The following is a 21,926-nucleotide window of genomic DNA, read 5'->3' on the forward strand; positions in this document are numbered from 1 at the left end:
GCCGGCTGGCTCACCCAGGATTTCCGCGAGCGCGCGCCCGACATCACCGCCAGGATGAAGGCGATGCTGCTGGCCTCGCCGGTCGAAGGCTATCTCGCCTGCTGCGAGGCGCTGTCGACGCTCGACCAGCGCGCGCTGCTGCCGAAGATCAAGAGCCCGACACTGGTGATCGCCGGCCGCCACGACATGGCGACGCCGATTTCGGCGGGTGAATTGATCCGCTCAAGCATTCCCGGCGCGAGCATGACCATCATCGACGCCGCCCACATTTCCAATGTCGAGCAGCCGCACGCGTTCACCGACGCGGTGGTGGGCTTTTTGACGCAACGTTAGTCACAACCGTGATTGCGAGCGCAGCGAAGCANNACAGACTGGATTGCTTCGCTACCTCGCAATGACGGAGAGGAGGATAGAGAATGGACGACCAGAAACGCCGCGATGCCGGCATGAACGTGCGCCGAAAAGTGCTGGGCAATGCCTGGGTCGACAAGTCGATCGCGGGTCGCAATGCATTCAACACCGATTTCCAGGACATGATCACCCGCTACGCCTGGGGCGAGACCTGGACGCGGCCGCATTTCGACGAGCGCACGCGGCGGGTGCTGGTGATCGGCACCATGGTTGCGCTTGGCCAATGGGACGAATTCCGCCTGCATGTGCGCGCGGCCCTCGCCGAGGGCGGCTTCACGCCCGACGACATCAAGGAAATCCTGCTGCAGCAGGCGATCTATTGCGGCGTGCCGGCGGCGAACCACGCCGTCAAGGAAGCCTCAGCGATTGTGCAGGAGCTCGGCCTGCTCAAGACCTAGCGGCGGAGTGGCCTCTACGGTCTTCTGAACGATCTTGGGCGCCGCCTCGGGCCGTTCGATCACCACCACGATGGCGGCACCGAGCAAGAGCAGGAGCTCGGTGGCGTGCAGCCGCAGCGCGGCCATCTCGCCGACCTTCGAAGCCATGATCATGCTCGCAAACGAGATCAGGCTGCCGATCGCAAGCGCAATGCCGAGCGCTTCGTCGCTACCCCCGTTCTTGCGGATGCGGGGAATGCAGAGCAGCGCAAGGTAGATCGCAAAGAACGCCACCACCGTCAGTCGCCCCAGTGCCAGCAGCCAGGCGGCGCGCACCGTGTCCATCCCCGCCATCTGGAGATGGTCGCTGAGGAAAAGCGCCACTGCGACGCTCGGCCGCTCATAGAGGCCGTGCACCGGCGCCACCATGATGTTGAAGGCGACGAGGGTCCAGGCCGGGATGAAATAGGCCGCCAGAAGTGCGCCGTTGACCGAACCGATCCGCCAGTTTCCGAACATGCCGCTTCCCGCTTCGTTTGGTCCGCGCCTTCGATGGAAGGCTTTGCCGGGAGCTAACTCGCATCAGACTGTGGTGGCAATTTAAACCCTTTGTTTACCTTACTGGCACCCACAGGCTTGCAATTGGGGCACCGGGGGAACCGGTTCCGCCCATTGCGGGGGGAACCAGAGCGCCAAATGATCTCTGTAAAAGCCTTGATGCAGAGGCGGGGCCGGTTGCAGCCGCCAGTTCCCTCCTGTTACAAAACGAGAATGCTTAAGGGCTGCCGGGGCCCGAGAAGAAACCAGCACTCTCTCTCGAAGAGCTCCCTTTGAGCCGCGTCAGATTTGGGTACGGCAGCCTATGGATTATTTCGCCCAGCAGCTCATCAACGGCCTCGTGCTCGGCTCGATCTACGGGCTGATCGCGATCGGCTACACGATGGTCTACGGCATCGTCGGCATGATCAACTTCGCCCATGGCGATGTCTTCATGATCGGCGGCTTCATCGCGCTGATCACCTTCCTGCTCCTGGTCTCGACCGGCCTGACTGCGGTCCCGGTGATCCTCTTGATCGTGATTCTGGTCTCGATGGCGGTCACCGCCCTGTATGGCTGGACCATCGAGCGCATCGCCTACCGTCCGCTGCGCCACTCCTTCCGCCTCGCGCCGATGCTGTCGGCGATCGGCATGTCGTTCGTGCTGACCAACTATTCGCAGGTGGCGCAAGGCGCGCGGGTAAAGCCAGTGCCGCCAGTGATCACCGGCGGCTATACGCTGCACGAGAGCGCCGATGGCTTCGTCATCCAGCTCTCCAACATCCAGATCGTGGTGGTCATCACCACCATCGTGCTGCTGGCGATCTTCACCTGGCTGGTGTCGCGCACCCGGCTCGGGCGCGACATGCGCGCCTGCGAGCAGGACCAGACCATGGCGGCGCTGCTCGGCGTCAACGTCGACCGAACCATCTCCATGACTTTCGTGATCGGCGCTGCGCTCGCCGCAGTGGCCGGCCTGATGTACCTGCTCTATTACGGCTTGGTCGATTTCTTCATGGGCTTCGTCGCCGGCATCAAGGCGTTCACCGCGGCCGTACTCGGCGGCATCGGCTCGCTGCCCGGCGCCATGCTCGGGGGGCTGGCGATCGGGCTGATCGAGACGTTCTGGTCGGCCTATTTCTCGGTCGAATACAAGGACGTCGCCGCGTTCTCGATCCTGATCGTCGTGCTGATCTTCATGCCGACCGGCCTGCTCGGCCGCCCCGAAGTCGAAAAAGTCTGACGGTCGCGCGCGTGAAAACTCCCTCGATCAATACGGCCAAAACTGCATCGGGCATCCCCGCTCTCCTGAAGACCGCCTGCGTCAACGCGCTGATCGCGCTGGTGCTGTTCTCGCTGATGGTCGGCGTCCGCACCGAAGCTGGTTCCGACGGCCAGCTCACCTATTGGACGCGCTTCGGCGATGTAGCCTCCCTCGTTGCCGCGGTATTCGGCGGTTCGATCGTGCTCGAGCTGCTCAAGCAATGGATCGGTCCAACGGGCGCCGAGAAGCTGGTGCCGCCGGCGGTGCAGAGCGGAATGTCGTTCCTCGGCCGCTATCTCGCACCGGCGCTCCTGATCTTCACGCTGCTGGTGCCCGTGATCTTCTATGACCAGCGCTACATCCTCGATCTCGCCATCCTCGTGCTCACCTATGTGATGCTTGGCTGGGGGCTGAACGTCGTGGTCGGGCTGGCCGGCCTGCTCGATCTCGGCTACGTCGCCTTCTATGCGGTCGGCGCCTATTCTTACGCGCTGCTCGCGACCAATTTCGGCTGGTCATTCTGGATCTGCCTGCCGCTAGCGGGCGTCCTCGCCGCATTCTGGGGCGTGCTGCTCGGCTTCCCCGTGCTGCGCCTGCGCGGCGACTATCTCGCCATCGTGACGCTCGCCTTCGGCGAGATCATCCGCCTCGTCATCATCAATTGGCAGGATCTGACAGGCGGGCCCAACGGCGTCTCCAGCATTCCCCGCCCCTCCTTCTTCGGTATCCCCCTCGACAACAGCGACAACGGGCTCGCCGCCAGGCTCGGCATCGAATATTCGCCGACCCACCGCATCGTCTTCCTGTTCTACCTGATCCTGGCGCTCGCGCTGCTCACCAACTGGGTGACGATCCGGCTGCGCCGCCTGCCGATCGGCCGCGCCTGGGAAGCCCTGCGCGAGGACGAGGTCGCCTGCCGTGCGCTCGGCATCAACACCACGACCACCAAGCTCACGGCATTCGCGACCGGTGCGATGTTCGGCGGCTTTGCCGGCGCGTTCTTCGCGACCCGCCAGGGCTTCATCAGCCCCGAATCCTTCACCTTCCAGGAATCGGCGCTGGTGCTCGCCATCGTCGTGCTCGGCGGCATGGGCTCGCAGCTTGGCGTGGCGCTCTCCGCACTCGCCATGATCGGCGGTTTCGAGCTGTTCCGCAGCCTCGAGAGCTACCGCATGCTGGTGTTCGGCATGGCCATGGTGCTGATCATGATCTGGCGGCCGCGCGGCCTGATCGGCCATCGCGCACCGACCGTGTACCTGACCAAGGCCCACGCGATCTCATCCGACCTCGTCAAGGAGGGGCACGGATGAGCCGCGACCAGATTCTCGAGGTCGACCGGCTCACCATGCGCTTCGGCGGCATCGTCGCAGTCCAGGACCTGTCGTTTGCTGCAGAGCGGAACAAGATCACCGCGCTGATCGGACCCAACGGTGCCGGTAAGACGACGGTCTTCAACTGCATCACCGGGTTCTACAAGCCGAGCGGCGGCGCCATCCGCCTCAGCCATGACGACGGCAAGGTGATCGCGCTGGAACGGCTGAACGATTTCCGCATCGCCAAGCAGGCCAAGGTCGCCCGCACCTTCCAGAATATCCGCCTGTTTCCCGGCATGACCGCGCTGGAAAACCTGATGGTGGCGCAGCACAACGCGCTGATGCGCGCCTCCGGCTTCACCTTGCTCGGGCTCATTGGCGCGCCCGTCTACCGCGGCGCCGAGAAACGCGCGATCGATCTCGCCACCGACTGGCTCAAGCGGGTCAATTTGCTCGATCGCGCCGACGATGCCGCCGGTAATTTTGCCTATGGCGACCAGCGACGGCTCGAGATCGCACGCGCGATGTGCACCGAACCCGCGCTCTTGTGCCTGGACGAACCCGCCGCCGGGCTCAATGCGCGCGAGAGTGCCGCCCTGAGCGAACTGCTGCTGTCGATCCGCAACGAGCTCGGCACCTCGATCCTGCTGATCGAGCACGACATGTCTGTGGTGATGGAGATCTCCGACCACATCGTGGTGATGGACCACGGTGTGAAGATCTCTGAAGGCTCCCCGCGCGAGGTTCGCGACGATCCAAAGGTGATCGCCGCTTATCTCGGCACCGATGAGGAAGAGGCGGTGGCCGTGATGGAGAGCGGGTCGTGACATCGCCCACTGCCCTGCTCGCGGTCCACGGCCTTCGCGCCTCCTACGGCAAGATCGAGGCGCTGAAAGGCGTCGACCTCGATATCAATGCCGGCGAGATCGTGGCGCTGATCGGCGCCAATGGTGCCGGCAAATCGACACTAATGATGACGATCTTCGGCAAGCCGCGCGCCCGCGCCGGCCAGATCCTGTACGAAGGCCGTGACATCACCGAAGTGCCCACCCACGAGATCGCGCATTTGCGCATCGCGCAATCGCCGGAAGGCCGCCGCATCTTCCCGCGCATGAGCGTGGCGGAAAATCTCCAGATGGGGGCGGACGCCACCGAATGCACCGACGCGGAACGCGAGACGACGCTACAACGCGTGTTCACGCTGTTTCCGCGGCTGAAGGAACGCTACGGCCAGCGTGGCGGAACCCTGTCCGGCGGCGAGCAGCAGATGCTGGCCATCGGCCGCGCCTTGATGAGCCGTCCTCGCCTGCTCCTGCTCGACGAGCCCTCGCTCGGTCTGGCGCCGCTGATCGCGCGCCAGATTTTCGATGCGATCCGCACCCTGAACCGGCAGGATGGCCTGACCGTGCTGATCGTCGAGCAGAACGCCAACCATGCGCTCAAGCTCGCCCATCGCGGCTATGTCATGGTCAATGGCCTGATCACGCTGGCCGGGACCGGCGCCGAGTTGTTGCAGCGCCCCGAGATTCGCGCCGCCTACCTGGAAGGCGGCCGGCACGGTTGAGGCCGCCCAAGGCGAACCCGTGCTGCCGAATGTGGCGAGATATCTCTGCCCATGCCCGTATTTTGCCGGTGACTTCTCCTCGAATTCATTCAAGAATGGCGCCGGTTTGAACCGGGTATGCCCGGTAACTTCCACAGGCGACCACCCTCGAGGTATCTCATGAAATCACTGAAGCTCATCGGTCTGGCATTCGGCGCATCGATCGCGCTGTCGAGCGCAGCATTCGCGCAGGATGTCACCGTCGCAGTCGCAGGTCCGATGACCGGCGGCGAGTCCGCTTTCGGCCGCCAGATGAAGAACGGCGCCGAGATGGCCGTAGCCGACATCAACGCCGCCGGCGGTCTCAATGGCAAGAAGCTCGCGCTGTCCGTCGAGGACGACGCCTGCGATCCGAAGCAGGCGCGCTCGATCGCCGAGAAGATCGCCGGCGCGAAGATCCCCTTCGTGGCCGGGCATTATTGCTCGTCGTCGTCGATCCCGGCGTCGGAAGCCTATGCCGACGGCAACGTGCTCCAGATTACTCCCGCCTCCACCAATCCGAAGTTCACCGATAGCGGACTGTGGAACGTGGCGCGCGTCTGCGGCCGCGACGACCAGCAGGGCCTGGTCGCCGCCCAGTACATCGCCAAGAACTACAAGGGCAAGAACATCGCCATCCTCAACGACAAGACCACCTACGGCAAGGGTCTTGCGGACGAGACCAAGAAGGCGCTCAACAAGGCGGGCGTCACCGAGAAGATGTACGAGTCCTACAATAAGGGCGACAAGGACTTCAACGCGATCGTCTCGCGACTGAAGCGCGACAACATCGATCTCGTCTATGTCGGGGGCTACCATCAGGAGAGCGGCCTGATCTTGCGCCAGATGCGCGACCAGGGCCTCAAGACCGTGCTGATGGCCGGCGACGCGCTCGCTGACAAGGAATACGCCTCCATCACCGGCCCGGCCGGCGAAGGCACGCTGTTCACCTTCGGCCCCGATCCGCGCAACAAGCCGACCGCGAAGAAGATCGTCGAGGCCTTCAAGGCCAAGAACATCGATCCCGAGGGCTACACGCTCTACACCTACGCGGCGATGCAGGTCTGGTCGCAGGCGGCCAAGAAGGCCGGCACCACAGATGCCAAGAAGGTCATGGCGGCCATCAAGGCCGGCAAGTGGGACACCGTGATCGGGCCGATCGAGTATGACGCCAAGGGCGACATCAAGCAGCTCGACTACGTCGTCTACAAATGGGACGCCAAGGGCGGCTACGCCGCGATCAGCGGCAACGGCACCTAAGCACGGTTGCCGGGGCCTGAAGGCCTCATCAAATCATCATCGCGCCCCGGCTTGCCCCGGGGCGTTTCTTCCTGCGTCAGGAACAGACGGCTGCGGGCAGCGCGCCGTCCGCCGCGACTTGGGCCTTCCTTAGCGCTTGAAGAAGATCGTTCGGCCGAAACGGCTTTTGCAGGCAGACCACGTTGGCAAGGTGAGGCGATTGTTCCATGAAATCCAGCGCCGTCATCCCCGACACGGCAACGACCGGGAGGGTCGGTGCAAGCTCGCGCAGGGTCGCGATGACCTCGACGCCGCTGGTATCGCCGAGGAAAATGTCCACGATTGCCGCATCGAAGCGGGCGTCGGTGAAGGCTTTTACCCCGGCTGCGCCGCTATCGGCCTCAACGACGTCGTAACGGTTGACGCGCAGCACGATCGCGACCATCGCCCGGACGTCCTTCTGGTCGTCGATGATGAGAACGCGGGGCATAGGAACAACTCCCGGATCGTGAAATCAAAATGCCTGATTCAAACCTGGAACCCGTAGCAGCGGGAGAGCATTATAGCACCGTCCAGTAAAGCGCATCTTACCGATCCCCCGTGCGCGTTCCCCCTAAAATTAAGTAAGCTGTAACCTTCGGTTGAGTCGCGGTGGGTTTTGTCATGATGCGTGCCCAGAACTAGCTACCATGGACAGAAACTGATTAAGCCAAACGAGATTGGCAAAAATGCTCAAGACCGATCTGCGAGAGCTGCACGTGTCCGCGCCGACCGATCGGAACACATTCCTTTCGACGCTGCCGGCGACCCCGAAAGACCGCACCGCAGCATTGACGATCGTGGGCGTCTCCTCGATCCTGTTCGCAATGGCCGTGCCCTTCGCAGGTATCCCGCTGCTGCCTGTGCCAGCCTTCGTCGCGAGCTATCAATCCGCTCTCGTCGTCGCGGACATCGTGACGGCGGTCCTGCTGTTGTCGCAGTTTGCGGTGCTCAGGACCCGCGCGCTGCTCGTGCTCGCGGCCGGCTATCTGTTCACCGCCGCCGCCGCCGTGGTCCACGCCCTCACCTTCCCCGGACTCTTTTCGCCGACCGGGTTGCTGGGGGCCAACCAGCAGACCACGGTCTGGCTCTACATGATCTGGCACGGCGGCTTCCCACTCTGTGTGCTGGCCTATGCCTGGCTGAAGGAGGCCGAGGGCGGCGCCAGGATCGCGGGCTCGGCAAGCAAGGCGATCTACGCCAGCGTGGTCGGCGTCGTCGCGGTCATGATCGTCTTGACCTGGGCCGTCATTGCCCAGCACGACCTGCTTCCGGTCCTGCTGCGCGATGGCCGTTACACGCAGATCATGATCGGCGTGGTGTCCTTTGTCTGGTCCTTGAGCTTCGCCGCGCTGGTCTCGCTGTGGTTCCGCCGTCCGCATTCGGTCATCGATGTCTGGCTCATGGTGGTGATGTGCGCATGGCTGTTCGACATCGCGCTGTCGGCGATCGTCAACGTCGCGCGCTTCGATCTCGGCTTCTACGCCGGTCGTGTCTACGGCCTTTGCGCGGCGACCTTCGTGCTTGCGGTGCTCCTGATCGAAAATGTCCGCCTCCAGGCGCACACGCTGGGCCTCGTCGGCAGGCTGCGCCAGCAGTCGGCATTGGATCGCGATTACTACGGCAAGCGCCTTGCCCTGTACGGCGCCGTCGTCGAATCCGCCAATGATGCCATCATCACGAAGACGCTCGACGGTGTCATCACGGGCTGGAACAAGGCCGCCGAACATCTGTTCGGCTATGCCGCCGCGGAGGCCATCGGGCAGCCCATCGACATCATCGTGCCGGAGGACCGCAAGGCCGAGGTCAGGGGTATCCTGAACCGGGTCGGCGGCAACGAAACGATCGCCCAGCACGAGACGGTCCGCATCCGCAAGGACGGCCGGCGCGTCGATGTCGTCCTCAATGTTTCTCCGCTCAAAACAGCCAGCGGAGAGATCATCGGCGCCTCCAAGATCGCCCACGACATCACGGAAGAGAAGCAGGCACGAGAAAAACTGCGCCGCGAGGTCGAGGAGCGGGAGCGGATCTTCGAGACCTCACAGGACCTGATCCTGGTCACCGACGGTTTTGGCAATTTCATCCAGGTCAGCCCGAGCGTGAAGACCATTCTCGGCTTGAATCCGGAAGACATGATCGGGCACAGCGCCACCGAGTTCATTCATCCCGATGACCTCCAGAAGACGCGCGACGAGATGCGCGCGGCGCGGCGTGGCGCGGTCAAGCGCAGCTTCGAGGCACGCTACTACCATTACGACGGTCACGAGGTCACGCTGAACTGGATGGGCACCTGGTCCGAGCCGGTCAAGCGCCATTTCTTCATCGGCCGCGACCTCACCGAGAAGCAGGCAGCCGAGGCGCAGTTCAGGCACGTCCAGAAGATGGATTCCATCGGTCAACTGACCGGCGGTGTCGCGCACGACTTCAACAATGTGCTGACCGTCATCACCGGCACCATCGGAATTTTGGCGGACGCGGTCGCTGACCGTCCCGAGCTCGCCGCCATCACCAAGCTGATCGACGACGCCGCCGAGCGCGGCGCGCAACTGACCAAGCATCTGCTCGCCTTCGCCCGCAAGCAGCCGCTCCAGCCGCGCGAAATCGACGTCAACGCATTGACGCTCGAGGCCGCAAAGCTCCTGCATCCCACGCTTGGCGAGCAGATCACCATCATGCCGCAGCTCACCGAAGATGCGTGGCCGGCACTTATCGACCCGGGTCAGCTTTCCACCGCGATCCTCAATCTCGCGCTGAACGCGCGCGATGCCATGCCCGACGGCGGCACGCTGGTGCTGGAGACCCGCAACATCTTCCTCGACGACGGCTATGCCAGCATGAATCCCGACGTGGTGGCCGGCAATTACGTCATGATCGCCGTCAGCGATACCGGCTCCGGAATCCCGCCGGAGTTGATGGACCGGGTGTTCGATCCCTTCTTCACCACGAAGGAGGTCGGCAAGGGCACCGGCCTCGGGCTCAGCATGGTGTTCGGCTTCGTCAAGCAGTCCGGCGGACACATCAAGATCTACAGCGAGGAAGGCCACGGCACGAGCGTGAAGATCTACCTGCCGCGCTCGAGCGGCGTGCAGGAGACCGAATTCGAGGCGCTCCAGAACGCACCCGTCACCGGCGGCCGCGAAAAGATCCTGATCGTCGAGGACGACGCGCTGGTACGGCAATATGTCGTGACTCAGATCAAGAGCCTCGGCTATACTGCCCTCGAAGCCGCCAACGCGGCCGAGGCCCTCGTCATCATCGACGCCGACAAGAACATCGACCTGCTGTTCACGGACGTCATCATGCCCGGCAACATGAACGGCCGCCAGCTCGCCGACGAGGCGGCTCGCCGCCGCCCCGATTTGAAGACGCTGTTCACCTCGGGCTACACCGAGAACGCTATCGTCCATCACGGGCGGCTCGATTCCGGCGTGCTGCTGCTGGCGAAGCCCTACCGCAAGTCCGAACTCGCCAAGATGCTGCGGACCGCGCTCGCGGGTTGAGCCTGCGGCATCCCTGCGATATCGCTGAAGCGAGCGCCTTTCAGCCTTCGGAGCCGCCTTGAAAAACCTTCTCACCGATATCGCCGGCGTCCGCGTCGGCCATGCCGAGGATGCGAAAATCGCCACTGGCACGACCGCAATCATCTTCGACGCCCCCGCGGTTGCGGCCATCGATGTTCGCGGCGGCGGACCCGGCACGCGCGAAGACGCGTTGCTCGACCTCGCCAGCACCGTCGATCGCGTTGACGCGATTGCGCTGTCCGGCGGCTCCGCCTTTGGAATCGACGCCGGCGGCGGCATCCAGGCCTGGCTCGCCGAACAAGGCCGCGGCCTTCGGATTCGCGAAGCGGTGATTCCGATCGTGCCGGGCGCGATCGTTTTCGACCTGCTCAACGGTGGCAACAAGGCTTGGGGACGCTTCGCGCCCTATCGCGATCTCGGCTACGCCGCAGCGTTGGCCGCCAGCGACGATTTCGCACTGGGCAGCGTCGGCGCCGGCCTTGGAGCCACCACCGCAATCTTCAAGGGCGGACTGGGGTCGGCCTCCGCGGTCCTGGCCAATGGTATCAAGGTCGCAGCGATCATGGTCGTCAACGCGGTCGGCAGCACAACCGTTGGCGAAGGGCCTTGGTTCTGGGCTGCGCCGTTCGAGGAGAACGGCGAGTTCGGCGGGCGCGGTCTGCCGTCCGCGTTCACGCCGGACATGCTGGCGATGCGCATCAAGGGCGGACCCGCCGCGAGCGCGCGTGAGAACACCACGATCGGCCTCGTCGTTACCGATGCCATGCTGACCAAGGCCCAGGCCAAGCGGCTTGCGATGATCGCGCATACCGGGTTCGCCCGTGCGATTTATCCGGTGCATGCTCCAACCGATGGCGACGTGCTGTTCGCCGCCGCAACGGGCGAGAAGCCGATCGAGCCGCTGGTTGGCCTCACCGAGCTCGGAACCGTCGCCGCCAACGTGGTCGCACGCGCGATCGCTCGCGGCGTCTATAATGCGACGGCCCTGCCGTTTGCCGGCGCACTGCCGGCGTGGAAGGATCGGTTCGGCTAGAAACGAAATGGCGGAAACGGCGTTACCCCGAGGGAACGAGGCGCACCGCCATGCCGTCTTCCGTGATCCGGTTTGTCCGCTATGCGCCCGCGACGCGCGAACTGAAAGTGACTTTCGTCAGCGGACGCCTCTATGTCTACGAGGACGTCCCGCCCGAGGTCGCCGCCGCATTCAAGGCCGCGCGCTCAAAGGGTACCTTCTTCAATCAAGAGATCCGCGATCGGTATGTCTACCGTGACATCACTCACGAATATGCGGGCTAGCCGTGAGCAGGGTTACACGCTCATCGACATCGATGAACCTGCAGTCGCTGAGGCGCCTTGTCCCTGCCCGCCCTGCCGCTGCATCAACTGCGCGAACAGATCGTACGCCGAATTACGAGAGCTGGAGGCGCCCGGGACCGTCGTCGACATCTTGAAGCCGTCGGCGTAGGTGACGGTGGTGGTGGTCGATCCGTCGGCGCCGGTCGTCGAGGTCGAGGTCGAGCCGCCCTTGGCCTGCGAGGAGGAATCCGAGCCGCTGCCGGACGCATCGCCCGCACCTTGCGCGTGATGGTGGCCGCGATGGCCGCTCTTCAGCGCCTTCGACATCTCATCGAGGCTGACGCTGCCGTCCGTGTTCGAATCCAGCTTCGAGAAAACGTCGTCGGCCTGCGCGAGGTTGGTGCCGCCGGCACCGAGCGCATTCTCGAATTCCAATTTGGTGATCTTGCCGTCGCCATCGCCATCGATCTGCGAGAACAGATCCTTCAGGGCGGCGTCGCGGCGCGTCGAGGACGAGGACGAGGACGTCGAACTCGACGAGGTCGAGCCGGCAGTGCTGCTCGTACTGTCCGAGGATTGGCTCTGCGCGGCGAACAGCGCGTTCATCGTCTCCGGCGAGATCTGCGGGGTTTTGCCCGCATTGACCGATGAGGTCGCGCCGGTCGTGCTGTTGCTGCCGCTGTCGATCGCGAACGGATTGGTCGCAGGCTTTTGCGAGGACCCCGTCTTCTGCGTCGACGTGGACGATTTCGAATTTGTCAGCGACTGGATCGCGTCGAGCGCGCTCGATACGGCCCCAAGAGCGAACAACATTGCACAACTCCAACCGATGCGGCATGCCGCGGCCAATGTTCTGTTCAGGTGAAGTCAGCAAGCGCCGTGCCAGCGCAAAAAGCTCAATGAAATCCGCTTTCACCGCACTTTGCACGGCCGGGAACACCGGCAATTCATGCCGGGCGCGGCAGAAATTTCCGCCCACAGGAAGCACGCCGCCCCTGCATTGCCCGGCTGAGAGGCCCATGTTAGGCGAGTCCATCTTTCACGGCCGCCACGGGAAACCGCCATGACCCAAGCCTTCGCTCCCCGCCCCCTGGCAATCGCGCCCTCGATCCTGGCTTCGGATTTCTCCAGGCTCGGCGAGGAGGTGCGCGCCGTGGACGCCGCCGGAGCCGACTGGATCCATCTCGACGTCATGGACGGGCACTTCGTTCCCAACATCTCGTATGGCCCCGACGTCATCAAGGCGATGCGTCCGCACACCAAGAAGATCTTCGACGCGCATCTGATGATCTCGCCCTGCGACCCCTATCTCGAGGCCTTCGCGAAAGCCGGCTGCGACCACATCACCGTGCATGCCGAGGCCGGTCCTCATCTGCACCGCTCGCTTCAGGCGATCCGCGCACTCGGCAAGAAGGCCGGCGTTTCGCTCAATCCGGGCACGCCGATCAGCGCACTCGAATACGTCCTGGACCTGGTCGACCTCGTGCTGGTGATGTCGGTCAATCCCGGCTTCGGCGGCCAGGCCTTCATCCCCTCCGCGATCGGCAAGATCCGCGACATCCGCGCAATGACAGCGGGCCGCCCGATCGACATCGAGGTCGATGGCGGCGTCGGCGCCGACGTCGCAGGTCCCCTGGCCGCGGCCGGGGCCAACGCCTTCGTCGCCGGCACGTCCGTGTTTAGGGGCGGCACGCAGGACGCCTACAAGACCAACATCGCCGCGATCCGCAACGCCGCCGCGGCTGCACGCGACGAGGCGATCTGAGGGCCCGCTCGGCTCCGCAGACGTGCGGCTTCTACGGGTGCTGCGGCGCGCAATGCCTAAATTTGCAACCTTGATCCGTACTCCTCCGGGCTTCCCTGATTCGCGCAAATCACCGCTAGTGATTCTTGCCTGTTTTCGCGGGAGCACATCATGACGACGACCCTGGTTTGGACTGGCGTGGCGTTGTGGCTTGGTTTTTGTGCGTTTGTTGTGTTTGGTCCATCGGCCGGACCGGTGAAGGTCTCGGCTCGCTCGACCCGCATCGCTCGTCGCGACTGGTATCGGGCCTGACCCCATGCAGATCGCGCTCGTGAAGCGTCAGCCGAAGCGCCGGTGCCGCATCCCGCGGCGCCCACATCCCGACCTCGATTTCTTCTTCGGTCGGCTCGAACGCACCGAAGGCGAGATGCGCGACGACACCGGGCCCGAGACGGGCCTGGATCACCCGCTCCGGTCACCGCGCCGGCAATGAATTCTTTTCTGGACCAAGCTCATGAAGCCGCATTGCCCGAACTGCCTGAAGGAAATGACCAAGGCATCCGCGTCGCGTAATCTGTTCAACTGCGAGCCCTGCCGCGAGATCATCCAGTTCTTCGGCGGCAGCGCGGATCACGGCGAGCCGGGGCCGCAATTCTCCTGGCCGATCCGCCGCAAGCGCTCCGTCCACACCGCTCACGCGGCCTGAACCTCCACGATCCAGAGCGCGGCCCTATCCGACCTCCTCGCCCGCATCCGCAGCCATTCGCGGCGGCCGGACCACGGTGACGGTGCAGGCCGCTTCCGAGGCCACCTTGGCCGAGACGCTGCCGAGCAGCGTGCGCCTGAACGAGCCCTGCCGCGCGCCGATGATGACGTGGTCGACGTGGTTGACCTCGCAAAACTCCAGGATGGCCGCCGCGGGATCGACGGCTTCCAGCACGTGAGCCGACAGCCGGCTCTCATCGAGCTTGAGCGGAGTGGCCCAGTGCCTGAGCGCCACCAACCGGTCGATATGCTTGTTGGAGCCCTGCTCATCCAGCGTCCTGTCAATCGCGATGCGGTTGAGCTTCAGCACGTTGAGACATGCGAGCCGCGCCGACGGCAGCGTGGCGAGAATGCGTTCCGTCGTCATGCGCAGAGCCTCGTTCAACTCCGGCTCGCCTTCCGCCGTATCGAGCGCGACCGCAACGATCGGGCTCGATGCGATTTGGGCTGCGACATCCGATTTCGCGCGGGGCGCCATGACACCCTGGTTGAACCGGCGGCGCCATGCGACGCTGAGCGGATCGCGCTTCATTCGCTCCGAGCGCATCGTGAGCCTGATTTGGTCCGGATGGGTCAGATCGAAGGCGAGTTGCGACGCCGTCGGATAGCGCCGCACCGGCTCGATCTCGAGGCATCGCAGCGCCACCTCCTGGAGCCAGGGCGGATAGTCGGCGCGCAAGCCGCGCGGCGGGTGCGGATCGCGCCACAGCCGGCGCCGCATCGCACGCAGCGTCTCGCCCTCGCCGAACGGCCGCTCGCCGGTCGTGAAGAAATAGAGCAGCACGCCAAGCGAGAACAGATCGCTGCGCGGATCGTCGCGCACCCCCGACAGCCGTTCCGGCGCCATATAGGGCGCGGTGCCGTAAGGAAGGCGGAATTCCTCCTGCAACAGGTCCGGCAGATGGTTGTGATGCGACAGGCCATAGTCGATCAGCACCGCCTCGCCGCTCTCGCGGAACATGATGCTGCTCGGCTTGATGTCGTGATGGATCACGTTCTGCCGGTGCAAATCCGCGAGCCCCGTCGCGATCCTGGCGACGAGCTGCCGCGCCTCGTCATACGGCAGCGGCAGGTCGGGCAACCGCTTGTAAAGCGTGGTCCCGGAGATGCGCTCGATCACGACATAGGCCTGGTGGGCGAAATCGCCGGTGCCGAAACATGAGGGCACGTGCGGCCCGGCCAGCCGCGGCAGGATCATCATCTCCATCTCGAAGGAGACGATCGCGGCAGGGTCCTCGCCCTCCGACACCCGCGGAATTTTCATCAGCAGCGGCACGTCGAGGCCGGGACGGGTGACGGTCCACAGCGTCGCCATTCCGCCGGCATGGACGCACTCGCCGATCGTGTAGCCGTCGATCGCTGCGCCTGATTTGACGAGGGGTTTCGGCATCGGCCTCTAGCGCCCCTGCGACAGCCGGTCGGCGAGCCAATGCGGCAGGCCGTTCTCACGGATCCGGTTCGCGGCCGTCTCGACGTCGTAGGGCGCGCGGCAATAGGTGATCTGGCACGAGACCGTGTCGAACAGCGCGAAAGCCGCGGATGGATCGCTATCGCGCGGCTGGCCGACCGAGCCGAGCACAGCAAGCCATTGCCGCCCGCGCAGCAGCGGTACGGAGACGTCGGTCTTGGGCACGAGTCCCGACATCTTCGCCGTCACCGACATCGAATAGATCGCCGGGCGGTGGATGTGGCCGCAGAACGTGACATGAGCTGGCGTCGCGATCAGGCTTTTGGCGGCGTCGGCGGTCGATCGGACATAGCGCCAGCTTCGGGGGCTGGAGGCTTCCGAATGCACGAACAGGCGATCGCCGTCCTCCACCAGCATCGGCAATTCCGCCAGGAACCGCCGCTGCGCGGTGTCGAGCCGGCCGCGGGTCCATTCGATTGCGACCTGCGCCCCGGCATTCATGGTCTCGGCCGAGGAATTCACCGCCTGGTCATGATTGCCGCGCACGGCGACGGCGCCCTGGGCGACCAGCTCCATCGCGGTATCCACCACCCATTCCGGATCGGCGCCATAGCCGACAAAGTCGCCAAGCAGGATGAACCGCTCGGCGCCGCGCGCCCGCGCGACCTTCAGGCACGCCTCGAACGCCTGCCGGTTGCCGTGGATGTCCGAGAAGACAGCGAGAAGCACGCACCCTCCAACCCTCGAACCTTATTGGGAGCCGATAAGGCCAAATTGAGGGAGGTCAAGAACATGCGCCAGCGGCGCGCGGTTTGCCAGCGGTGCCCTGTTGCGATGGTGAAGAGCCTATTGCTCGTCCTTCGGCGGCATCCGGGGCGGCGGAATCGGGGTGAACACAGCGCCCTGCGCGCCGGCCGGTGGGGCCAGGAATTCGCCGGTCGAGGAATCGCCTCCGCTCGTCTCCATGATGGTCTTGGGCGTCACATACTCCCTGACCATGTCGATCAGGCTGCCATCGCCGCCGCCGAAATCGGCGGCCCGGCCGCCTTGCGGATGTCCCAGCGCGATCTCGTTCTCCGCCGCGTGGGTCTTGTCGGCCAGCCTGTCATTGTAGGGCACACGAAAGGCGCGCGGGATGCCGCTCGGCCGATTGTCCTCGTCGAGCTGCTCGACCCAGAGATAGATCGAGCCGGGATCGCCCTCGAGCGAATGCGGCTCGACGATGCGGGCCTTCAGCAGCTTGAAGGAGACCGGCAGCCGGTCGGCGCTGGCCCAGCCGAGCAGCCCGCGCATTTCCGTGAAGCTGACGACATAGAAGGCGCTGGTCACGACCACCGCGACCGCCTTGAACGACCAGTGCAGCCGCGCATAGACGAGCACGACCAGCAGCAGCGCGCCGATCACGGCGTAGGCTACCGATAGCGTGAGGATGACCGTCTGCAAGCTAGTCACGGCGCACCCTCACAGCGTTCCTGCTCACACCGGTGTTCGGGTCGAGATCGGCGCCGTTGCGCCAGCCGCTGCGGAACGTCTCCAGCAGCGATTTCGGCCGCTGGTCCACATTGACGACCTTGCCTTCGGCATCGAGCCGGAACCGCACCGCTGTCTTCTCGTCGCCGGTGTGATCGACCGTGAACTTGTTATCGAAGATCACCTGCGCCGTCGGATTGAGTTTTTGCACCTTCACATTGGCCGTCACGGGCTCGCCGGTGGTGGCCACGAAATGTGAGACATTGACGGTGTATTCGCCGGCGACGATGCCGCGCACCGTGACGATCTCCTCGCGGATCGGCGAAGCAATCTTCTTGCCGTTGACCATGATGAAGTCGTTGGCTCCGCCCCGGTCGTCGCGGTCGAGCGTGAGGAAGCCGGCCTCGCGGTGGCGATACCAGGCGATGTTGCCGGCGGGATCCTGCACGAACAGATCGAGATCGTCGGGGTGGCTGTCCGGCCAGTCCAGCGTGATCATGAACTCGGCCTTGGAATCGATCTTGCCGTCCTTGGCGTCCGGCGAGACCGCGAGCAGCGCGAGGAAGAACAGGAAAGCGATCACCTGGAGCGCCTTGAACAGCATCACGCCCAAGGGATCGAACGGCTCCTCGCGCGGATAGAGACCGAAATCATCCATCATGTCGCGATTCCAGCGCCCTTGATTCCAGAACCCTTGCGCTCCAGCACCGGCGTCACATAGGTCTCGGTCAGCACCACCGCATCCGAGAACACCTTCTGGGTCGCGGCGTCCAGCATGTAGTACTGGATGCGGACCAGGATCGAGCCGACGAGACCCGCCAGCGTCGTGTACATCGCGACCGCCATGCCGTCGCTCATCAACCCCATCGAGGATCGCATCGCGACCTTGTCGGCGGCATCCAGCCCCGCGATCGGCGCCAGCATGATGATGAAGCCGACGATGGTGCCGAGCAGGCCGAGCTTCATCAGCGTATCCGAGACGAAGGCGCCGAAGCCGTTGGAGCCGCGCAGCCGGTCGGCGAGCGTGCGCAGCAATAGCGTCTGGTCGACGGGGCGGTAGTCCTGCGCCGCCGCCTTGGTCACGAGACTCTCGATGTGGTCCCGCACCAGCCCGCGTGGCAGCGCGGCTGCGCCGCCGGCCTCGAGCGCCCTGCCGCCCTCGAGCGCCGCGAGCACCGCGCGGCAGCGCCGGGCTGCAGCGCCCTCACGGGCAATGGCCCGCGTACGCAGGAAGCAGTGACCGCAAGTGACGACATAGAGCAGCGCGATCAAGCTGGAAATGTAGGTCCGGTCCGAAATCAGCATCAGGCGGATCAGGCCGAACCGCCACAGCAGCACGACGGCGAAGATCGAAAGCCCGGTGAAGATCATCCAGAACAGGAGCGCACTGCGCTCGGAGGGGTCGGCAGCAGGCCCCGCGATCGGCCCAATCGTCATCGAACTCATGCTGCACCGCTCCTGGCCGTGAATACCGCCCATTAGATCAAAGCCGCCGCGCCCGGTCCAAAGAGCCATGCCCAATCCGGCTTGGGAAATTTGCCCGAGCTGCCATCCTGCCGATCCCCGCAATTGGCAAGGCGCGGCGGCGTTGTTAGGCTGACCTTAGCAAACTTTGGGGTGATCGCATGCGTCTTGTGCTTCAGCTTGTCGCCCGTCTGTTTCTCATCGTCGTGCTCTGCCTTGGTGCGGCGACCATCTGGGCCACGTTCGACGCCTATCGCAGCGTCGACCGGGCGACCGCGGCCTCGGCGCAGCGGGTCGCCCAGGCGCTTCAGGCCCTGTATTGGCACGAATTCTTGTTGCGTAGCAGCAGAACACGCGAGCAGCTTCTGCCGGTTCCGGAGTGGCGCACGCTGGAGACGATGAAGCTGATCTCCCCTGGCGTCTGCGTCGAATTCCAACCTGCCATCGCATTCGAAAAGCCGCTCTGCGGCCAGAGTGAGGGGCTCGGCAAGGCGCCGCCGCGCTGGTTCGCGTCGATTGTGCCGACCTTCCTTGGCGGCCATGCCGAAGTGATACGGCCGGTCAGTCCCCGCGCGGCGACCGCCGGAACGGTGGTCGCGACGCCGGATGAAGCGGCCGCCATCTCGCTCGCCTGGGAGTACATCCTCAACGTGATCGACGTGGCGCTTTTGATGGCGGCGGCGATCGCGCTCCTGGCTTCGCTCGCGATTGCGCATGCGCTGGCGCCGGCGCGCACGATCGTGACCGCCTTGCAGCGCATGGCCCGCGGCCAGTATCGCACGAAACTGCCGCGCTTCCGCTCGATGGAGCTGGCGATGATCGGCAGCGCCGTCGACGAGCTCGGCGGCCGGTTGGAGGAAGCGACCGAGCAGCGCGCGGCGCTGACGCGGCGCCTGATCGAGATCCGCGACGATGAACGCCGCGCGCTCGCCCGCGAGCTGCACGACGAGTTCGGACAAAATCTCTCGGCCATCCTCGCCTTCGCGAACACAATCGAGACGGCGAGCACGAAGGCAGACAAGCGCAACGACATCGTGCAGGACGCGCGGATGATCTCGCAGGCCACGCATCATCTGATGGCCTCGCTGCGCGACGCGCTGAAGCGCCTGCGCAATCCCCTGCCCGCCGAGCTTGGACTGGAGGCGAGCCTCGTGAATTTGGTGGATAGCTGGCGCTCGCAGAGCTCGGCGCGGCCGACGATTCAGCTCGATCTCAGGGGCGACCTCACCGACATCAGCGGCCCGGCCGCCACCACCGCCTATCGCGTCGCGCAGGAATGCCTGACCAACGCGCTGCGCCACGGCGCGGCACGCGAGATTTCGCTCAGCGTGGAACGGAGCGCGGGCGACGACGATGCATTGCTGATCCGTGTCGACGACGATGGCGGCGGCGACGCAGCACGCGTCAAGCAGTCGGCCGGTTTCGGCCTCACGGGCATCCGCGAGCGCGTCGCAGCGGCCGGCGGTTCATTCTCCATCCTGCCCGCCCGAGGCGGACTCAGCGTCGCCGCCACCATCCCGCTCGCCGCATGAGGCCGGCATGAACGAGATTATGGCAACAGGCATCTCCGTGCTGTTGGTCGACGACCATCCGATCGTGCGGCAGGGCTATCGGCGCGTGCTGGAGAGCCAGGGCGATCTGCATGTCGTGGCGGAAGCCGACAACGCCGCGGATGCCTACAGCGCCTTCAAGGCGCGCGATCCCGATGTGGTCTTGCTGGATATCTCCATGCCCGGCGCGAGCGGGCTGGAAGCCATCCGCAACATCCGCGCGCGCAGCCCGCGGGCGCGGATCCTCGTTTTCACCATGCACAACGAGGCCGTGCTGGTGAAGGCAGCCTTCAGTGCCGGCGCCAGCGGCTTCGTCACCAAAAGTAGCGAGCCTTCCGCGGTCGTGTCCGCGATCCGCAGCGTGGCGCGCGGCGAACGCGCCATGAGCGACGACATCGCGCACATCCTGGCCGAGGACAGCCTGTCGGCGGGCTCTGCGCTGGATCAACTGGGAGAACGCGAGATCGAGATTCTGCGCCAATTCGCCGGCGGCGCCACGACCGAACAGATCGCAACGCATCTCAATCTCAGCGTCAAGACGGTGCAGAACTATCACTATCTGATCAAGACCAAGACCGGCGCGCGCACGGATGCGCAGCTCGTACGATTGGCGGCGAATTGCGGACTGACGAAGATCTAGAGGGTGACGGCGTGCCGTTCGCTGCGACCAGAATATCTGGTCCCCGACTGGCCACCCCCAACGAAGGTCTCCAAGTCTCTCTTAGATTGTGCTACGCTCCACCACAGGCACGGCATCCAGCATCAAGCGGCCAGTGGATGTGTGTCCGGCTCCGATCTTTCGACTGGAGCCAATTTGGACGGCTCTCGAAGCCGCCCTCGTTCCCGTTGTATGTCTTGCACGACAACAGGAGACGCTTTCATGAACATCAGGGACAGTCTTCTTGCAGCACTGATCGCCTCCAGCGTTTTCGCGACCGGGCTTACGGAAAGCGCGGCAGCTGAGGCGAAAGACCAGATCACCATTCTCTATGACGCCTTCGGCACCAATGACGCGATGACAAAGGACTGGGGTTTCTCCGCCCTTGTCGAAATCGCGGGAAAACGCATCCTGTTCGATACGGGTAACGATCCCGAAATATTCGCGGCGAACGTGAAGGCCAAGGGAGTTGATCTCTCGGACCTCGACTTTGTCGTTCTTTCGCACCGCCACTCCGATCACATGGCGGGCTTGTCCTACCTCCTGAGCATCAATCCAACCGTCAAGATCTACGCGCCAAAGGAGGGATTTGGCATCTACGGCTCGTCCTTGCCGTCCAGCTTCTACCGCAAAGACGAGGCCTTGCCGCCAGAGATGCGGTACTATGCCGGCAAACCTCCCGCGACGATGAAGTTCGGCACGGCATGGGCCCACGCGAACTTCGAACTGATCGATCAGACCACCGAGATCGCTCCCGGTATCACACTTATCTCGCTGATTTCCGACGCACCGGGGACGAGAGAACTCAAGGAGCTGTCCTTGGCCGTCAACACGACCGACGGCTTGGTTCTTCTGGTCGGTTGCTCGCACCCCGGGATCGAGCGCATCGTCGAAGCGGCGACGGGTATCAATCCCAGGATTCATCTCATCGCGGGAGGATTTCATCTGGTCGTCGCACCTGACGAAGCTATCGCGAAAGTCGTTACCGCCCTGAAGGACAGATTCAAGGTCGACAGCGTAGCCCCGGGACATTGCACCGGTGAGCCGACTTTTGCCGCGCTCAAGACGGCGTTCGGCGACAACTATCTCTACGCAGGCCTCGGCACGTCGATTCCGGTTGCAACGGTTGCGGGCGTGAGTGTCAGACGCGGGGAAGGTCCGACGCTTGACGACCTTGCGACCTATCGCAAACTCGCGGGGCGCGACGACCCGTTCGGCATATTGCGGTTGCGCAGCTCGCGGTTGGCACCCGCGCTTTAGGGCGCTGGCGCGCGGCTCGCACCTTTAG

Annotated in this window: 25 protein-coding genes; 17 read left to right on the forward strand and 8 right to left on the reverse strand. The window is 64.4% G+C overall.

Features of this window, described 5'->3' with window-relative positions; genetic code table 11:
• Both FXB41_RS34940 and FXB41_RS34945 read left to right on the forward strand, forming a co-directional pair.
• Positions 1-333, forward strand: a 333-nt coding sequence (locus FXB41_RS34940) for an alpha/beta fold hydrolase (RefSeq protein WP_219684957.1), incomplete at its 5' end; no start/stop codon positions are given.
• An 83-nt stretch (positions 334-416) separates the two neighbouring features.
• The gene (locus FXB41_RS34945; RefSeq protein ID WP_007602414.1) at positions 417-809 is read left to right on the forward strand and encodes a carboxymuconolactone decarboxylase family protein; all 393 of its coding nucleotides are present in this window, start codon (positions 417-419) and stop codon (positions 807-809) included.
• On the opposite strand, the gene FXB41_RS34950 is transcribed toward FXB41_RS34945, so the two are convergent.
• On the reverse strand, positions 771-1,307 hold the full coding sequence (locus FXB41_RS34950; protein WP_007602413.1) for a hypothetical protein: 537 nt from the start codon (positions 1,305-1,307) through the stop codon (positions 771-773). The two genes, FXB41_RS34945 and FXB41_RS34950, sit on opposite strands and share 39 nt — an antisense overlap.
• A 343-nt stretch (positions 1,308-1,650) precedes the next feature.
• Between FXB41_RS34950 and FXB41_RS34955 the strand changes: the two genes are divergently transcribed.
• From FXB41_RS34955 to FXB41_RS34975, 5 genes are all read left to right on the forward strand, one after another.
• On the forward strand, positions 1,651-2,568 hold the full coding sequence (locus FXB41_RS34955) for an ABC transporter permease subunit (RefSeq protein ID WP_007602412.1): 918 nt from the start codon (positions 1,651-1,653) through the stop codon (positions 2,566-2,568).
• Between the two features lie 11 nt (positions 2,569-2,579).
• On the forward strand, positions 2,580-3,899 hold the full coding sequence (livM, locus tag FXB41_RS34960; RefSeq protein WP_219684958.1) for a high-affinity branched-chain amino acid ABC transporter permease LivM: 1,320 nt from the start codon (positions 2,580-2,582) through the stop codon (positions 3,897-3,899).
• A complete protein-coding gene (locus FXB41_RS34965; RefSeq protein ID WP_007602409.1) occupies positions 3,896-4,729 on the forward strand; it encodes an ABC transporter ATP-binding protein in 834 nt (277 codons plus the stop codon). Before livM ends, FXB41_RS34965 begins: the two co-directional genes overlap by 4 nt.
• Positions 4,726-5,466: an ABC transporter ATP-binding protein gene (locus FXB41_RS34970; protein WP_007602407.1), complete on the forward strand. Its 741-nt coding sequence runs from the start codon at positions 4,726-4,728 to the stop codon at positions 5,464-5,466. The genes FXB41_RS34965 and FXB41_RS34970 overlap by 4 nt, the downstream gene beginning before the upstream one ends.
• Positions 5,467-5,625: 159 nt before the next feature.
• Complete coding sequence (locus FXB41_RS34975) at positions 5,626-6,744, forward strand: branched-chain amino acid ABC transporter substrate-binding protein (protein ID WP_007602405.1); 1,119 nt, start codon at positions 5,626-5,628, stop codon at positions 6,742-6,744.
• A gap of 76 nt (positions 6,745-6,820) precedes the next feature.
• On the opposite strand, the gene FXB41_RS34980 is transcribed toward FXB41_RS34975, so the two are convergent.
• Positions 6,821-7,213: a response regulator gene (locus FXB41_RS34980; protein ID WP_219684959.1), complete on the reverse strand. Its 393-nt coding sequence runs from the start codon at positions 7,211-7,213 to the stop codon at positions 6,821-6,823.
• A gap of 238 nt (positions 7,214-7,451) precedes the next feature.
• Between FXB41_RS34980 and FXB41_RS34985 the strand changes: the two genes are divergently transcribed.
• The 3 genes from FXB41_RS34985 to FXB41_RS34995 are packed head-to-tail and all read left to right on the forward strand — an operon-like array spanning position 7,452 to position 11,579.
• Complete coding sequence (locus tag FXB41_RS34985; RefSeq protein WP_007602391.1) at positions 7,452-10,262, forward strand: PAS domain S-box protein; 2,811 nt, start codon at positions 7,452-7,454, stop codon at positions 10,260-10,262.
• A 58-nt stretch (positions 10,263-10,320) separates the two neighbouring features.
• Positions 10,321-11,316, forward strand: coding sequence for a P1 family peptidase (locus FXB41_RS34990; RefSeq protein WP_219684960.1), 996 nt, complete (start codon positions 10,321-10,323; stop codon positions 11,314-11,316).
• Between the two features lie 50 nt (positions 11,317-11,366).
• On the forward strand, positions 11,367-11,579 hold the full coding sequence (locus tag FXB41_RS34995) for a KTSC domain-containing protein (RefSeq protein WP_007602387.1): 213 nt from the start codon (positions 11,367-11,369) through the stop codon (positions 11,577-11,579).
• Between the two features lie 12 nt (positions 11,580-11,591).
• On the opposite strand, the gene FXB41_RS35000 is transcribed toward FXB41_RS34995, so the two are convergent.
• Complete coding sequence (locus FXB41_RS35000) at positions 11,592-12,392, reverse strand: EF-hand domain-containing protein (protein ID WP_007602385.1); 801 nt, start codon at positions 12,390-12,392, stop codon at positions 11,592-11,594.
• A 250-nt stretch (positions 12,393-12,642) separates the two neighbouring features.
• Here FXB41_RS35000 and rpe point away from each other — a divergent pair, with 250 nt between their 5' ends.
• The 4 genes from rpe to FXB41_RS35020 all read left to right on the forward strand — a co-directional run bounded on the left by rpe (position 12,643) and on the right by FXB41_RS35020 (position 14,029).
• A complete protein-coding gene (gene rpe, locus FXB41_RS35005) occupies positions 12,643-13,344 on the forward strand; it encodes a ribulose-phosphate 3-epimerase (RefSeq protein ID WP_219684961.1) in 702 nt (233 codons plus the stop codon).
• A gap of 150 nt (positions 13,345-13,494) precedes the next feature.
• Positions 13,495-13,635 (forward strand): hypothetical protein, encoded by a 141-nt coding sequence (locus FXB41_RS35010; protein WP_007602382.1) that lies wholly within the window; start codon positions 13,495-13,497, stop codon positions 13,633-13,635.
• Between the two features lie 4 nt (positions 13,636-13,639).
• Positions 13,640-13,816, forward strand: a complete 177-nt coding sequence (locus tag FXB41_RS35015; protein WP_219684962.1) for a hypothetical protein — start codon at positions 13,640-13,642, stop codon at positions 13,814-13,816.
• A 21-nt stretch (positions 13,817-13,837) separates the two neighbouring features.
• Entirely contained in the window at positions 13,838-14,029 is a 192-nt protein-coding gene (locus FXB41_RS35020) for a hypothetical protein (RefSeq protein WP_007602380.1), read from the forward strand.
• Between the two features lie 24 nt (positions 14,030-14,053).
• Here FXB41_RS35020 and FXB41_RS35025 read toward each other — a convergent pair whose 3' ends face one another.
• The 5 genes from FXB41_RS35025 to FXB41_RS35045 form a co-directional block, all read right to left on the reverse strand.
• The gene (locus tag FXB41_RS35025; RefSeq protein WP_219684963.1) at positions 14,054-15,478 is read right to left on the reverse strand and encodes a bifunctional serine/threonine-protein kinase/universal stress protein; all 1,425 of its coding nucleotides are present in this window, start codon (positions 15,476-15,478) and stop codon (positions 14,054-14,056) included.
• 6 nt (positions 15,479-15,484) lie between these two features.
• A complete protein-coding gene (locus FXB41_RS35030) occupies positions 15,485-16,225 on the reverse strand; it encodes a metallophosphoesterase family protein (protein WP_219684964.1) in 741 nt (246 codons plus the stop codon).
• Between the two features lie 117 nt (positions 16,226-16,342).
• Positions 16,343-16,948, reverse strand: a complete 606-nt coding sequence (locus FXB41_RS35035; protein WP_007602375.1) for a hypothetical protein — start codon at positions 16,946-16,948, stop codon at positions 16,343-16,345.
• Positions 16,941-17,627, reverse strand: a complete 687-nt coding sequence (locus FXB41_RS35040; protein WP_007602364.1) for a DUF2135 domain-containing protein — start codon at positions 17,625-17,627, stop codon at positions 16,941-16,943. Before FXB41_RS35040 ends, FXB41_RS35035 begins: the two co-directional genes overlap by 8 nt.
• On the reverse strand, positions 17,624-18,412 hold the full coding sequence (locus FXB41_RS35045) for a MotA/TolQ/ExbB proton channel family protein (protein WP_219684965.1): 789 nt from the start codon (positions 18,410-18,412) through the stop codon (positions 17,624-17,626). The genes FXB41_RS35040 and FXB41_RS35045 overlap by 4 nt, the downstream gene beginning before the upstream one ends.
• Positions 18,413-18,591: 179 nt before the next feature.
• On the opposite strand from FXB41_RS35045, the gene FXB41_RS35050 reads away from it, so the two are divergent.
• From FXB41_RS35050 to FXB41_RS35060, 3 genes are all read left to right on the forward strand, one after another.
• The gene (locus FXB41_RS35050; RefSeq protein WP_219684966.1) at positions 18,592-19,962 is read left to right on the forward strand and encodes a sensor histidine kinase; all 1,371 of its coding nucleotides are present in this window, start codon (positions 18,592-18,594) and stop codon (positions 19,960-19,962) included.
• 7 nt (positions 19,963-19,969) lie between these two features.
• Positions 19,970-20,620 carry a response regulator gene (locus FXB41_RS35055; protein ID WP_007602355.1) on the forward strand — a complete coding sequence of 217 codons (651 nt, stop codon included), beginning with the start codon at positions 19,970-19,972 and terminating at the stop codon, positions 20,618-20,620.
• Between the two features lie 240 nt (positions 20,621-20,860).
• Positions 20,861-21,898 (forward strand): MBL fold metallo-hydrolase, encoded by a 1,038-nt coding sequence (locus FXB41_RS35060; protein WP_219685066.1) that lies wholly within the window; start codon positions 20,861-20,863, stop codon positions 21,896-21,898.
• The last annotated feature ends 28 nt before the right edge of the window (positions 21,899-21,926 follow it).

Origin of the sequence: Bradyrhizobium canariense (genome assembly GCF_019402665.1) — a bacterium.
GTDB lineage: Bacteria > Pseudomonadota > Alphaproteobacteria > Rhizobiales > Xanthobacteraceae > Bradyrhizobium > Bradyrhizobium canariense.